Consider the following 13,140-nt stretch of genomic DNA (forward strand, 5'->3'; position numbering starts at 1 on the left):
GTTCAAGTCGCGGGTGTTAGCTTCATCGCGCGATCACGCCTCCGGCTTCTTCAGCCTGTATTCCCCCGTCACCGGGTCCTTGACCAGCGTGCCTTGGGTGCCGGTTTCCCGCTGACGGCGGACGTCCTGCTGGTGGCGGGTGAGCTTTTCGGCGTCGGCAACGAACTTGCGGTAGCCGATCCAGGCGATGGCTGCAAACAGCAGCAGAAGGATGATTTGCGGCATTCGCTTCTCCCTCCTCAGGCGATCAAAGGCCGAAGCGAGCCCATAATGCTCTTTCTTCGGCCACCTCTGCAAGACCGGAAATGGCAGAAGCCGCGACGTGCTCGGCCATTCCGCCCGCAACAGACGCGCCGGGCAGCCGCCTGCCGAACAGGCCGCGCGACGCGGAGACGAGCTGCAACTGGGTTTTCTCGCCGAAACGCTTCTTCAACTCGCCGCGCATGTCGCCGAGACTGTCGACAAGGCCGAGTTCCTGGCCGCGCTTGCCCGTCCAGAACAGGCCGGAGAAGATATCCGGCGTACCGGCAAGCAGATGGCCGCGCCGCGCCTTGACCATGCCGATGAAGATGTCGTGGATTTCGAGCTGCAGGCCCTTCAGATACTCGATGTCCTGTTCCTTTTCCGGCTGGAAGGGATCGAGCATCGCCTTGTTGGTGCCGGCCGTGTAGACGCGCCGCTCGACCCCGATCTTCTTCAGAAGCTCCGGAAAACCGAAGCCGCCGGAAACGACGCCGATGGACCCGACGATCGAGGTCGGGTCGGCGATGATCTCGTCGCCCGCCAGCGCGATCATATAGCCGCCGGACGCCGCGACATCCTCGACGAAGATGATGACGCGCTTCTTCTTCTCTTCGGCGAGATCGCGGATGCGCTGATAGATCAGCCGCGACTGGACAGGCGATCCTCCAGGAGAGTTGATCGAGATGGCGACCGCCGGCGTGCCCGTCATCGAAAAGGCCTTGTCAAGCACCGGAGCAACCGTGGCAAGGTTGAGCAGCGGGCGAAACTGGCTGCCACCAGCCATGATCACACCGTGCAGCCGGACGACCGGGATCGTCATACCCTCCTGGCGAAAACGCCTCGGCAACAGCTTCCTGAAAAATCCGGTCATCTCAATTCCCTGCATCATTCTCTGGTTTGCGTGATGGCATGTATGCATTGACAGGCCAAACGCAATGGCGCCGCCACGAAAATCATCGCCGCCGACGATAGGCGGCGCGGCCGTTGTTCAGGTCATCCACGAATGCGGAGAATTTGTGGGTATCCTCCTCGTGCATGATCAGCGGTGCCCGCAGCGCCAACCGGGCGCGGCTCTGCTTGATGGCGGTCACGAGGATGCGCACCGCGTTTTCGCCCGTTCGCGGATGCAGGGCGGTGATCTCGATGCCGCCGAACCGACGACCGCAGGCGGAAATGATCGTAGCGATCGATTCCGGCCGGGCGATCAGCGACAACTGCCCGCCGGGTTTCATGATCGCGCCCGCGGTGCGGACCCACATGTCGAGCAGACCATCGATCATTGCATGCGCCTCGGCCTTCAGGGCGTCGGGGGTCTTGCGGTCGGATGCATCGTTGAAGGGCGGGTTCATGATGACGTGGTCGAAATAATCGTCGGCGAGGCCGGCGGCGACCCGCGCCCGGCCGGTGAGCGCGACATCGGCTTCAAGCACGGACACACGGGAACTGAACCGCTCGTTCTCTACGAGCGCAAGGCTCTTGCGGGCGAAATCGGCCATCAGCGGCGAGCGTTCGACCAGCAGCACCTCGGCATTTTCCAGTCGCGAGGCAACGGCCATGCCGGCAGCGCCCGCCCCTGCGCCGAGGTCGGCAACCCGGCACGGCTTGTCCGAGGCAACCAGCGAGGCAAGCAGCATCGCGTCCATGCCGGACCGGTGCCCCTGCCCCAGCGGCTGGATCACGTGGAATTTGCCGCGGTGGAAAGAATCAATGGTTTCGTTGCTCATGCCGGAAAGCCCCCGGCACATCCGCATCTGTCCCTCCGGGACATCTCCCCCGCAAGGGGGGAGATCGCCACAACCTCCGCGGCCAGCACACCCAACTCCAACTCCAGATCGGCGAGGGAAAAGAACCATCTCCCCCCTTGTGGGGAAGATGTCAGCAACGCTGACAGAGGGGGGGTTCTGGGCGAGAGGGGCATGATAGGACTCAATCCCGCAATTCCGCGGCCAAGCCCGCATCGATCAATATCTGCCGGGCCTCGTCAGCCTCCTCGTCGGCCACCAGAAAACGGCGGGGCAGGAGGCCGAGCGAGCCTTCGAGGATGCTCATGCCCTGGTCGGCGATGAAATAGCCGATGCCCGCTTCCTTCATCAGGCTTTCGGCGAAAGAAAGGACGACGGCGTCGTTGGTGCGGATCAATTCCTTCATTCCGGGTCGTTTTCCTGCCTTATTTGAACAAGCGGGACAATTCGCCTCTTGCCGCCACAAGCCCCCCTTTCTATTGTCCAAACTGGAATTTGAACAGGAGTCCCTTGTGTTGGGCGTAGTGATACCGCTGGAAGACAGCAAAAACAAACAGGCATCCGTGAAGCCGCTCGTCGACCTGACCAAGGCGGATATGGAACGCGTCAACCAGTTGATCCTGTCCAAGGCCGGTTCCGACGTCCAGATGATCCCGGAAGTGGCGAACCACCTGATTTCATCCGGAGGCAAGCGCCTGCGGCCAATGCTGACGCTCGCTTCCGCCTCGATGTTCGGCTTTACCGGCGACGCGCATGTGAAGCTCGCAACCAGCGTCGAGTTCATGCACACCGCCACCCTGCTGCATGACGACGTGGTCGACGAAAGCGATCTCAGACGCGGAAAATCGACGGCGCGGATGATCTGGGGCAACCAGGCGAGCGTTCTCGTCGGCGACTTCCTGCTCGGCCAGGCTTTCCGCATGATGGTCGATGTCGGCTCGCTGGAGGCGCTCGACGTGCTTTCGACGGCTGCTTCGGTGATCGCCGAGGGCGAGGTGCTGCAGCTTTCCGTCGCCAAGAACATGGAGACGACCGAGGACGACTATCTCTCGGTCATTCGCGCCAAGACGGCGGCGCTGTTTGCTGCTGCCGCCGAGGTCGGCCCGATCGTCGCCAAGACCGACAAGGCGAGCCGCAACGCGCTGAAATCCTACGGCATGAATCTCGGCCTCGCCTTCCAGCTGGTCGATGACGTGCTCGATTACGGCGGCAAGGCCGCCGATCTCGGCAAAAATGTCGGCGACGATTTCCGCGAGGGCAAGATCACACTGCCGGTCATTCTCTCCTATCGCCGCGGCACCTCCGACGAACGCAGCTTCTGGCGCGAGGCGATCGAGGGCGGCAAGAGCGACGACCAGAACCTGGAAAAAGCACTTGGCCTGATCACCCGTTACGGCGGCTTGAGCGATACGATCGCCCGGGCGCAGCACTACGGCACCATTGCCCGCGACGCGCTTGCACCCCTGCCGCAATCCCCGTGGAAAGCGGCGCTTCTCGAGGTGATCGATTTCTGCATCGAGCGGGTGAGCTGATCCGGCGATCCGCCGCTGCGGCGGAGGCCTTGGAGGAAATTGTTGCCGCACCGCGCCAAAAAAGCCATTCTGTCCGTTCATGATGGCATCGTTGCCGCGTCGCCAATGCAACCCGAAGGCGGTGGAGCTTGGCGGCGGCATGTCGAATTGCGTTTTGCGCCGCGTTCAAACCGATTCCGGTTTAAGCGGTTATGCGCTAATGATTTAGAACTGATTCCGCGCGAATCCGGCGCCGGCGCCAAGGGGCGCCGCCCGTAACGAAAGGCCTGTCATGCGGCAAACACACCTTCTTCGCCTGCTCAGCGGCGCAGCGTTCCTGGCCCTGGCGTCGTTTTCCGGCGCTTCCCAGAGCTTTGCCGAGGAAAAGGCTGTCGTGGAGGAAAGCAAGCCCTTCGATGTGGATTCGGTCAACAGCTTCTCCGGCTCCTTCCTCGCCGCCCGGACCGCCGATGTCGATCATGACCTCGATGTTGCGACCAAGCTCTACCGGACGGCGCTCGAATTCGAGCCGGATAATGTCGAGGTCAAGCAGCGCCTGATGATCACGCTCCTGATGAACGGTGACTTCGATGAAGGCGCGAAGATCGCCGAAGATCTGAAGTCCGACAGTTCCGTCGAGCGCATCACAACGATCGCCCGCGCGGTCGAAGCAATCCGCAAGCGCGAGTACCGCCATGCGCAGAAGATCCTCAACTATGACGGCCCGAACGATCTCGACCGGCTGATGAACGGCCTGCTGCTCGGCTGGTCCAAGGCCGGCGAAGGCAAGCCGAAGGACGCGATCGCCGCGATCAGCGCCATGGACGGCCCCGAGTGGTTCAAGATCTTCAAGTCCTATCATGCAGGTGCCATCGCGCTTGCCGCCGGCGACAAGTCCACGGCGCGCTCGAAGCTGAACGATGCCGTTCTTGACCGCGAAGGCGGCAGTGCGGCTCCGGATACCTTCATGCGCGCCGTCGTCGCCCTGGCGAAGCTCGAAGCGCGCGACGGCAACAAGCGCAAGGCGCTCGACGCCATTTCGGTCGGCGAGGGTTTCATCAGCAACTATGCGCCGCTGAAGGCGCTGCGCAAGAGCATCGAAGAGGGCAAGCCGCAGGAGCAGCAGGTGCGTAGCGCGGCCCAGGGTGCCGCTGCGGTACTCTTCTCGATCGGTGCGGCCCTTAACCGCGACGGCGCGGAAGACATCGTTTCGCTCTATCTGCAGACAGCCCGTGCGCTGGATCCGGAAAGCGCCGATATCCTGCTCATGCTCGGCGGCATTGCCGAAAACCTGAAGAAGCCGGAACGGGCAATCGCGCTCTACAGGAGCGTGCCGGAAAATTCGCCGATGCGGCGGATTTCCGAGATGCAGCTCGGCTTGAGCCTCGCCTCGATCGGCAAGGTGGACGAAGCCAAGAAGCACCTGAAGGCGCTGATCGAGCTCGATCCGAAAGACGTGCGCAGCTATATCGCCTATGGCAGCGTGTTGTCCGACGCCAAGGATTACAAGGAGATGGGGCTGGTCTACGACCGCGCCGTCGAGGCGATCGGGCCGGTGCCGCAGCGCGGCGATTGGACAATCTTCTTCCAGCGCGGCATCGCCTACGAGCGCCAGAAGATCTGGGACAGGGCCGAGCCGAGCTTCAAGAAGGCGCTTGAGCTCAACCCCGACCAGCCGCAGGTTCTCAACTATCTCGGCTATTCCTGGGTCGATATGAACATCAACCTCGAGGAAGGTCTCGGCATGATCCGCAAGGCGGTCGATCTGAAGCCGGATGACGGCTACATCGTCGATTCGCTCGGCTGGGCCTATTACCGGATGAACCGCTTCGATGATGCCGTCGTCGAACTCGAGCGTGCAGCCGAATTGATGGCCGGCGATGCAACGATCAACGATCATCTCGGCGATGCCTACTGGCGCGTCGGGCGCAAGCTCGAAGCCGTGTTCCAGTGGAACCAGGCGCTGGCGCTGAAGCCGGAAGGGGCAGAGATTCCGAAGATCAAGGCGAAGATCGAAAACGGCCTGCCGCCGGTCGAGGCCAAGGTTCCGGCAGCTGCCGAAACCCAGCCCGAGAAGGTGACGCCGGACGCGGCATCGGGCAAGAAATCCTGATCCTGCCTTCCCATGGCACGTGAAAACGGCATTCCAGGTTTCGCGCTGACGCGGCTTGCGCCGGCGAAGGTTAATCTCGCCCTGCATGTCGTCGGCCAGAGGCCGGACGGCTATCATCTGCTGGAAAGCCTCGTGACATTCGCCGATGCGGGAGACCGCATCGGCTTCTCCCATTCGACGGACGACCGCTTCACCGTCTCGGGCCGATTTTCCACCGACCTGCCGCTGACCCGCGAAGGCACAACCGGCAATCTGGTGCTTAAGGCGCGTGACCTGCTGCGGGCCCATCTGACAGAAAGACGCATCGAGGCCGGGCCGGTTCATCTTCATCTCGAAAAAAACCTGCCGGTCGCCTCCGGTATCGGTGGCGGCTCGGCGGATGCCGCAGCGGCGCTTCTCGGATTGCTGGAACTGTGGGGCGCCTCTGCGGATCGCGGCAGCTTGCAGGACATGGCGCTGAAACTGGGCGCGGACGTGCCGATGTGCCTGGAGGGCCGGCCGGTCATCGCAAGCGGCATCGGTGAAAAACTTGAGCCGATACCGCTGCCATGCTTTCCCATGCTTCTCGTCAACCCGCTCGTTGCCCTATCGACACCGGTGATTTTCCGGATGCTGACGAACAAGGCCAATGCGGCGCTTGATATCCCCCGTGGCGCCGTCGCTGCGAGCGGCTGGATCGACGCTTTGAAAGGCATGCGCAACGACCTTGAGCCGCCTGCCCGGCTGCTGGAGCCGGCGGTCACCGCAGTGTCAGATGCCCTTCTTGGCGCCGGGGCCGCATTCGTCCGCATGTCCGGCTCCGGCGCCACCTGCTTCGGGCTGTTTGCGACCGCTGCCGCAAGAGACGCCGCTGCCGCCGTTCTTTCAACGCAGAACCCGAACTGGTACGTTCTTTCATGCAACAGCGTCAGTGGAGTGGATCATGGCCGGCATTGACGAGACGAGACCCTTTGTTCCCCTCGGCATCGCCGTGCTGACGGTTTCCGATACCCGCACGCTCGCCGACGACCGTTCCGGCGATACGCTCGCGGCCAGCATCATCGATGCCGGTCACCGGCTGGAAGCGCGCGCCATCATACGCGACGACAAGGCGCGGATTGCCGCTCAGGTCGAAGCATGGACACTGGACGACACGATCGATGTCGTGATCACCACGGGTGGCACGGGCTTTACCGGCCGCGACGTCACGCCGGAGGCGCTGGAGCCGCTGTTCGAGAAGCGCATGGATGGCTTTTCCGCCGTCTTCCACCGCATCTCCTACGAGAAGATCGGCACGTCGACGATCCAGTCTCGCGCAACCGGCGGCGTCGCCAATGCCACCTTCATCTTCGTGCTGCCGGGATCGCCCGGCGCCTGTCGCGACGCCTGGGACGGCATTCTGAAACAGCAGCTCGACTACCGGCACATGCCCTGCAATTTCGTCGAGATCATGCCGAGGCTCGGCGAGCATCTGAAGCGCAGCTAACGCCTCTCCCTTCGCCCCCTGCTCTGCCTGTTCCATCCGGAACAGCGCCTGCGCGCGCGCCGGCATAAAACTTTCCTCATCGGCTCACGGCAGGGGGAAACCGCACATGGCACCGAGACGCAACGACCGTTCCACTCCTGCCGCGCCCAAGCTTTAGAACCGGAATACTGCGGGAAGTATACGACGGCGCGGCTTCGGCCGCTCGGCAAGACCTTTTCAGCCATTCATTTTCATCAAGTCCGGGCAGGTCTGAAAGGGCCTGCTCTTTTTTGCCACGCATGTTCGCCGGCAAAACGGTCGAAGGTGATCCCTCCACCGACGGCAGGTCGCTCAGCGTGGTCGAGCGACAAAGGATGGGGAACACGGCTCATCCGTATCTGCATGCTCAACGGCGCCGGCCCGCGGGCCGATGTGCGAGCGCGCTTCGCGCTAGCGATCGTCCGCGCCGGGACGATTGCCAATCGCGACCCAGGCAGGCACGAGTTCGCTGCCGAGGCGGCGCACCGCCCGGCCGGTCGCGAAATCGCTGAGCCGCATGCCGGATTTTGCGATCGCCGTCGCCTGCTGCCGCGACAAGAGGAAACCAAGTTCGAGCGGCGCCAGGCGGGTCACGACGCGTTTCAGGAACGGCCGGCGATGCAGCCGCGAGGGTGAAAAACGCGCCGGTGTCTTGCTAAGGGACATATATTCCGCCAAGTCATCGATCCAGCGGCCTGCCGGTCTTGCGCCCGCCTCCAGCAGCAACAACCAATCGCCTCGCGCGGAGCGAACGATGTCCTTCATATCCCAGCTCGTGCAGAAACGCGCGCCGGCGGCATCGGCGACACGGCTCGAACCGTCCCGGGACCCGTGATCGAGGATGATCACGTCGCTCACCAGGCCCTCAACGGCACCTGCGACCAGCGCCGACAGCGTCTGCGCCAGTTCGGCTTCGTTGTTGCGGGTTTCCATGATGATCGTCAGCATCGCCGTCCATACCGCATCGCACCGGCAATTTCCATAAACCCTTCGTTTTCCGGCGATTAACTTTTCATTCATGATGAATCCGCGCGCGAACGAAGATGGAATTGGCTGTCCGCCCCAGCCCCGCCCCGCGCTCACGACGCCGTTTCCACAATTTTGTTCTTGTCTTGTTCTCTTTTTTGGGCTAGGAAAATAATCAGAGGATAATGGATCGTCCGCAAGGGCCGTCCCCGGAGAACCCCATGAACGAGCTGTCTCAGATCAGGCAGGGCGCCCTTGCGCCCGGCAACACGGCAGATATGGCCGAGGCAATGATCGCCGGTTCCGGACTACGGATCGAGATCGATCGCAGGCGCGGACGGGGTGCGGCCCTCAATACATCGGGACGCTTCGAACCGACGTCGCGGGCGTTGGAGGACGACGGCTGGGACTCGCTTGGAGATCTGCCCGCTCTCCAGACCGAGGTTCAGGTCGAAAAACCGCGCACGATCATCAGCCGCAACGATTCGCCCGACCTTCCCTTCGATCGCTCGGTCAATCCGTACCGCGGATGCGAGCATGGCTGCATCTATTGTTTCGCGCGACCGACCCACGCGTATATGGGCCTGTCGCCGGGGCTTGATTTCGAAACCAAGCTCTATGCCAAGCCGGATGCGGCAAAGCTGCTTGAGCGCGAACTGGCAAAGCCGGGCTACAAGGTGCGTCCGATCGCGATCGGCACCAACACCGATCCCTACCAGCCGATCGAGAAGGAATGGCGGATCATGCGCCAGGTCCTCGAGGTGCTGAAGGCCTGTGATCATCCGGTCATGATCGTCACCAAATCGGCGATGGTCATGCGCGACATCGATCTTCTCGCGCCGATGGCTGAGAAGGGTCTGGCAAAGGTCGGCCTGTCGGTGACGACGCTCGACCGCAAGCTCGCCCGCCTGATGGAACCGCGCGCCTCGACGCCGTCGAAGCGACTGGAAGCGATCAAGGCGCTGGCGGAGGCCGGCATTCCCTCAACGGTGATGATGGCGCCCGTCATTCCGGGCCTCAACGACCACGAGATCGAGCGGGTGCTGGATTCCGGCAAGGCCGCCGGCGCCACGCATGCAAGCTACGTGCTCCTGCGCCTGCCGCTCGAAGTGAGCCCATTGTTTCGCGACTGGCTGCTGCGCCACTATCCGGACCGCTACCGCCACGTCATGTCGCTGGTGCGCTCGATGCGCGGCGGCAAAGATTATGACGCCGAGTTCGGCAAGCGCATGAAGGGTGCCGGACCCTATGCCTGGCAAATCGGCCGGCGCTTTGAACTGGCGGCCAAGCGGCTGGAACTCAACGTGGCAAAGCGCCCGCTGAACTGTGACCTGTTCGTTCCGCCGCTTGGCACCGGCGTTCAACTGTCGCTGCTCTGATGACGCCTTGATGTTTTCGTCCGGGCATCTCCCCGGATATCGAATACCGATCCTGTTTCTTGCCCCGAGGCTCGATCGGTCCATCCTCCGGCAGCCCGCCTCGTTGCCGGAGGACTTGCAGGGAATCGGGCTTGTGTGCGAGTTTCGCCGCATGTCACGAAGCACACCGCCCGATTCCCCCTTTCTTTTCGAAACCATCGAAGGCCCTGACTTCAGCTTCGAGGCCGGCGCGCGGCGAGATGGTCTCTGGCCGGTGGCCGGAACGGACGAGGCCGGGCGCGGCCCGCTTGCAGGCCCGGTGGTTGCGGCTGCCGTGATCCTCGATCCGGACAACATTCCGGAGGGGCTGAACGACAGCAAACAGCTCTCGGTGTCCCGGCGCGAGGAACTGTTCGACATCATCCTTTCCTCGGCCGTCGTGTCGATCGCCTCCTCGGCCGCCGGCCGGATCGACGAAACGGATATCCGCAAGGCCAGCCTCGATGCCATGCGCCGGGCGGTTCTCGCGCTGTCGACGCGCCCGGCCCTGGTGCTCGCCGATGGCCGTGACGTGCCGCCGGGGCTTCCCTGCCGGGGCAAGGCCGTCGTCAAGGGCGACGCGCGGTCGCTGTCGATCGCCGCTGCCTCGATCGTTGCCAAGGTGACGCGCGACCGGATGATGATCAGGGCCGGCCTCGTATTCCCCGCCTATGGCTTTGCCATGCATGTCGGCTATGCCACCGCCCGCCACCGCCAGGCCATCGATCACCACGGCCCCTGCCCTCTCCATCGCATGAGCTTCCGTCCGTTGCGGCAGAATGGAGAAGAGGCGCCAGACGACGAATTTGCCGTCTGACCGCAAACTTTTACCGGGCGGGACAACAACGTCGCCGGCGCATCGCGGATTTTAGACACCACTCATAAATACCTGCGGAAAACCCCGATATTTTCTCTGCAACACGTTTACGCTGTAACAAACCGGCGGTCTGCTGCGTTATAGACTCCGTGCTTCTGGCTCTCGCGAATCACTCGAAAGGATCGGGATCTTGATCTTTGGCCTGATGATGTTGGCAATCACCGCTGCGACGGATGCGTCGGCAGCCCCGTCGCCGACCGCGGAGGCCCTCCAAGCCGACCTGCAGACAGCTTACGCCTGCAAGGAAATCGATGGCCGCAAGGTCTGGAAGGGTGGGCTGGCCTATTACATCCAGTCTTACGTCTACGACGGTCAATCGACTGATGACGCAACCGACATTGCCACGGACGCAGTCCTGCCGGCTGACAATGCGCCGGAAACGATGCGGGAGTTCGAGGAAGCCTGCCTCACGCTTGCCCCTGTCACGATCAAAGGCGACTGAAACGATCGCCACCCTCGTCCGCGCGCCGATAGTCCTCCTCACCCAACAAAAAAGGCCGGCGCGAGCCGACCTTCTTCCATTCCTTGTAAAGCAACCGCTCAGTTGAGGCGGGTTTTCACGTCGCTGACAGCCTTGGCGAACAGGGTCGCCTGCGTTGTGGCATCCGACTTCGCGGTGATGACGCTTTCAGCGGCGGCAATGGCGATATCGACAGCGATCGCTCGGACCGAGTTGATGGCGTCGGTTTCGGCCTGCTTGATCTTCTGTTCCGACAGAGCCGTGCGGCGGGCAACGAACTCCTCGGTCTTCTGCTTGGCTTCGGCGGTCAGCATTTCAGCTTCGCGTTCGGCGGCGGCAACGATGTGGGCGGCTTCCGCTTCGGCTTCCTTGCGCTTGCTCTGGTATTCGGCCAGCAGCGACTGGGCTTCGGCGCGCAGGCGCTTGGCTTCGTCGAGTTCATGAGTGATGCGGGCGGCGCGGTCGTCGAGCGACTTTGCCAGCATGCCCGGAACCTTGAGATAGACGATCAGCGCGAGGAAAAGCACGAGGCCGACGAAGGCCCAGAATGTGGCCAGTGAGGTCATATCCATGGTGTTCTCCTTACTTCGCCGATGCCTTGACCGCGGATGCGATCTCGGCCTTCGATACCTTGCCGCCGATCAGCAGCTCGACGACGGCGCTTGCCGTTTCCTCGGCGATCGAGCCGACGTCGGCCAGCGCCTTCGCCTTGATATCGGCGATGCGGGCTTCAGCGGCGAAAATCTTGTCGTTCAGGCTGGTTTCGACCGCGGTGCGGTCGGCCGCAGCCTTTGTCTTGGCGGCTTCGCGGGCGGTCGCGGCAATTGCGTTGCCCTTGGCCCTGGCTGTTGTCAGTTCCTGCTCGTAAGCGGCAACTGCAGCGTCTGCCTCGGCCTTCGAGCGAGCGGCGTCATCGAGATCGCGGGCGATCGTGTCGTGGCGCTTTTCGAGAATGCTGCCGATGCGCGGCATGACGACCCTCGACATCAGAAGGTAGAAAAGACCGAAGCTGATCGCCAGCCACAGGAGCTGCGAAGCGAATGTCGAAGAATCGAAGGGCGGGAACACTCCCGAGCCATGTTCGCCTTCATGGGCTACACCAGTCTCGGTGTGGACCTCGCCGGCGGCGGCGTCGTGGGTCTCTGCGCCTTCGGTGGTGGTTGACTGGGCGTAGGCCGCGGTCACAAACATGCTCACCTCCAGGTGCATTCAGAAAAGATGCGGGCCGCGGCTTAAACCGCGACCCTGCCTTCAAGCCGATCTTAGACGGCGAAAAGGAGCAGCAGTGCTACGAGCAGCGAGAAGATGCCCAGAGCTTCCGTAACGGCGAAGCCGAATACGAGGCGGCCGAACTGGCTGTCAGCAGCCGACGGGTTGCGCAGAGCGCCGGACAGGTAGCTGCCGAAGATGTTGCCGAGGCCGAGAGCCGTGCCGGCCATGCCGAGGCAAGCGAGACCTGCACCGATGAACTTTGCTGCTTCCGCTTCCATGATTTTCTCCTTCGAAATGGTTGTTGCGGCTGACGTTGGCGGCTTCACCGGTCAAGACCGGAAAAGCCCACGACTTTATTCCTTAGTGGCCACCCGGATGCACTGCGTCGTTGAGGTACATGCACGTCAGCACCGCAAAGACATAGGCCTGGAGGAAGGCGACGAGGAATTCGAGACCCGTGAGGGCCACGGTCATGATGAGCGGCAGAACCGCCCCTCCGATACCCAGTGCGCCGAGGGTTCCGAGCGAGGCGACGAAGCCTGCGAACACTTTCAGCGTGATGTGACCGGCCAGCATGTTCGCAAAGAGACGAACGGAAAGGCTGATCGGGCGGGACAGGAAGGAGATGATTTCGATGGAAATCACGAGCGGCAAAAGAATGCCGGGTACGCCAGCGGGCACGAACACGTTGAGGAAGCCAAGGCCGTGCTTATAGAAACCGTAAACCAGAACCGTGCCAATGACGAAGATCGCAAGCGCAAAGGTCACGATGATCTGGCTGGTAATGGTGAAGAAATAGGGAACCATGCCGAGCATGTTTGCCGTCAGGATGAACATGAACAGCGAGAACACCATCGGGAAGAATTTCATGCCGTGGGAGCCGGCGCCTTCGCGCAGCATGGAGGCGATGAATTCATAGGAAAGCTCGGAGACGGACTGCAAGCGGCCGGGAACCAGGCTGCGCGTCGACGTCGTGAAATAGAGGAAGCCAGCGGCAACGGCGAGGGTTGCGACCATGAAGAGCGACGAGTTGGTGAAGGAGAAATCAATACCGCCAATTTCGATCGGAACGATCTTGTTGACCACAAACTGGTGTACCGGATCTACCTTATCGCCTGCCACAGCCGCTCTCTCTC

General features: G+C 62.4%; 16 protein-coding genes. 7 read left to right on the forward strand and 9 right to left on the reverse strand.

The genetic code is table 11. The features are described 5' to 3' along the window. Positions 1–33: 33 nt before the first annotated feature. From ACSQ2W_RS03155 to ACSQ2W_RS03170, 4 genes are all read right to left on the reverse strand, one after another. Entirely contained in the window at positions 34–225 is a 192-nt protein-coding gene (locus tag ACSQ2W_RS03155; RefSeq protein WP_436084943.1) for a hypothetical protein, read from the reverse strand. A gap of 22 nt (positions 226–247) precedes the next feature. Beyond that, the gene (locus tag ACSQ2W_RS03160) at positions 248–1,114 is read right to left on the reverse strand and encodes a S49 family peptidase (protein ID WP_436084944.1); all 867 of its coding nucleotides are present in this window, start codon (positions 1,112–1,114) and stop codon (positions 248–250) included. A gap of 82 nt (positions 1,115–1,196) precedes the next feature. Next, complete coding sequence (locus tag ACSQ2W_RS03165; RefSeq protein ID WP_436084945.1) at positions 1,197–1,967, reverse strand: tRNA1(Val) (adenine(37)-N6)-methyltransferase; 771 nt, start codon at positions 1,965–1,967, stop codon at positions 1,197–1,199. 202 nt (positions 1,968–2,169) lie between these two features. Then, positions 2,170–2,391, reverse strand: coding sequence for a DUF2007 domain-containing protein (locus tag ACSQ2W_RS03170; protein WP_436084946.1), 222 nt, complete (start codon positions 2,389–2,391; stop codon positions 2,170–2,172). A 109-nt stretch (positions 2,392–2,500) separates the two neighbouring features. Between ACSQ2W_RS03170 and ACSQ2W_RS03175 the strand changes: the two genes are divergently transcribed. The 4 genes from ACSQ2W_RS03175 to moaB all read left to right on the forward strand — a co-directional run bounded on the left by ACSQ2W_RS03175 (position 2,501) and on the right by moaB (position 7,074). Further along, positions 2,501–3,517: a polyprenyl synthetase family protein gene (locus ACSQ2W_RS03175; RefSeq protein WP_436087662.1), complete on the forward strand. Its 1,017-nt coding sequence runs from the start codon at positions 2,501–2,503 to the stop codon at positions 3,515–3,517. 271 nt (positions 3,518–3,788) lie between these two features. Continuing rightward, positions 3,789–5,609, forward strand: a complete 1,821-nt coding sequence (locus tag ACSQ2W_RS03180) for a tetratricopeptide repeat protein (RefSeq protein ID WP_436084947.1) — start codon at positions 3,789–3,791, stop codon at positions 5,607–5,609. Positions 5,610–5,621: 12 nt separating this feature from the next. Beyond that, positions 5,622–6,545 (forward strand): 4-(cytidine 5'-diphospho)-2-C-methyl-D-erythritol kinase, encoded by a 924-nt coding sequence (locus tag ACSQ2W_RS03185; RefSeq protein ID WP_436084948.1) that lies wholly within the window; start codon positions 5,622–5,624, stop codon positions 6,543–6,545. Continuing rightward, positions 6,532–7,074, forward strand: coding sequence for a molybdenum cofactor biosynthesis protein B (moaB, locus tag ACSQ2W_RS03190; protein WP_436084949.1), 543 nt, complete (start codon positions 6,532–6,534; stop codon positions 7,072–7,074). The genes ACSQ2W_RS03185 and moaB overlap by 14 nt, the downstream gene beginning before the upstream one ends. Before the next feature lie 429 nt (positions 7,075–7,503). Here moaB and ACSQ2W_RS03195 read toward each other — a convergent pair whose 3' ends face one another. Next, a complete protein-coding gene (locus ACSQ2W_RS03195) occupies positions 7,504–8,040 on the reverse strand; it encodes a glycosyl transferase (protein WP_436087663.1) in 537 nt (178 codons plus the stop codon). 239 nt (positions 8,041–8,279) lie between these two features. Between ACSQ2W_RS03195 and ACSQ2W_RS03200 the strand changes: the two genes are divergently transcribed. The 3 genes from ACSQ2W_RS03200 to ACSQ2W_RS03210 all read left to right on the forward strand — a co-directional run bounded on the left by ACSQ2W_RS03200 (position 8,280) and on the right by ACSQ2W_RS03210 (position 10,774). Further along, a complete protein-coding gene (locus ACSQ2W_RS03200) occupies positions 8,280–9,437 on the forward strand; it encodes a PA0069 family radical SAM protein (RefSeq protein ID WP_436084950.1) in 1,158 nt (385 codons plus the stop codon). A 151-nt stretch (positions 9,438–9,588) separates the two neighbouring features. After that, a complete protein-coding gene (locus ACSQ2W_RS03205; protein ID WP_436084951.1) occupies positions 9,589–10,272 on the forward strand; it encodes a ribonuclease HII in 684 nt (227 codons plus the stop codon). A gap of 190 nt (positions 10,273–10,462) precedes the next feature. Next, positions 10,463–10,774 carry a hypothetical protein gene (locus tag ACSQ2W_RS03210; protein ID WP_436084952.1) on the forward strand — a complete coding sequence of 104 codons (312 nt, stop codon included), beginning with the start codon at positions 10,463–10,465 and terminating at the stop codon, positions 10,772–10,774. A 98-nt stretch (positions 10,775–10,872) separates the two neighbouring features. On the opposite strand, the gene ACSQ2W_RS03215 is transcribed toward ACSQ2W_RS03210, so the two are convergent. The 4 genes from ACSQ2W_RS03215 to ACSQ2W_RS03230 all read right to left on the reverse strand — a co-directional run bounded on the left by ACSQ2W_RS03215 (position 10,873) and on the right by ACSQ2W_RS03230 (position 13,126). After that, a complete protein-coding gene (locus tag ACSQ2W_RS03215) occupies positions 10,873–11,364 on the reverse strand; it encodes a F0F1 ATP synthase subunit B (protein ID WP_436084953.1) in 492 nt (163 codons plus the stop codon). Between the two features lie 10 nt (positions 11,365–11,374). Continuing rightward, a complete protein-coding gene (locus ACSQ2W_RS03220; RefSeq protein WP_436084954.1) occupies positions 11,375–11,983 on the reverse strand; it encodes a F0F1 ATP synthase subunit B in 609 nt (202 codons plus the stop codon). A gap of 71 nt (positions 11,984–12,054) precedes the next feature. Further along, positions 12,055–12,282: a F0F1 ATP synthase subunit C gene (locus tag ACSQ2W_RS03225; protein ID WP_018330055.1), complete on the reverse strand. Its 228-nt coding sequence runs from the start codon at positions 12,280–12,282 to the stop codon at positions 12,055–12,057. A gap of 82 nt (positions 12,283–12,364) precedes the next feature. After that, positions 12,365–13,126, reverse strand: coding sequence for a F0F1 ATP synthase subunit A (locus ACSQ2W_RS03230; RefSeq protein WP_436082344.1), 762 nt, complete (start codon positions 13,124–13,126; stop codon positions 12,365–12,367). Positions 13,127–13,140 lie beyond the last annotated feature (14 nt).

The sequence above is a fragment of the Pararhizobium sp. LjRoot255 genome (assembly GCF_964252905.1).
Taxonomy (GTDB): domain Bacteria; phylum Pseudomonadota; class Alphaproteobacteria; order Rhizobiales; family Rhizobiaceae; genus Pararhizobium.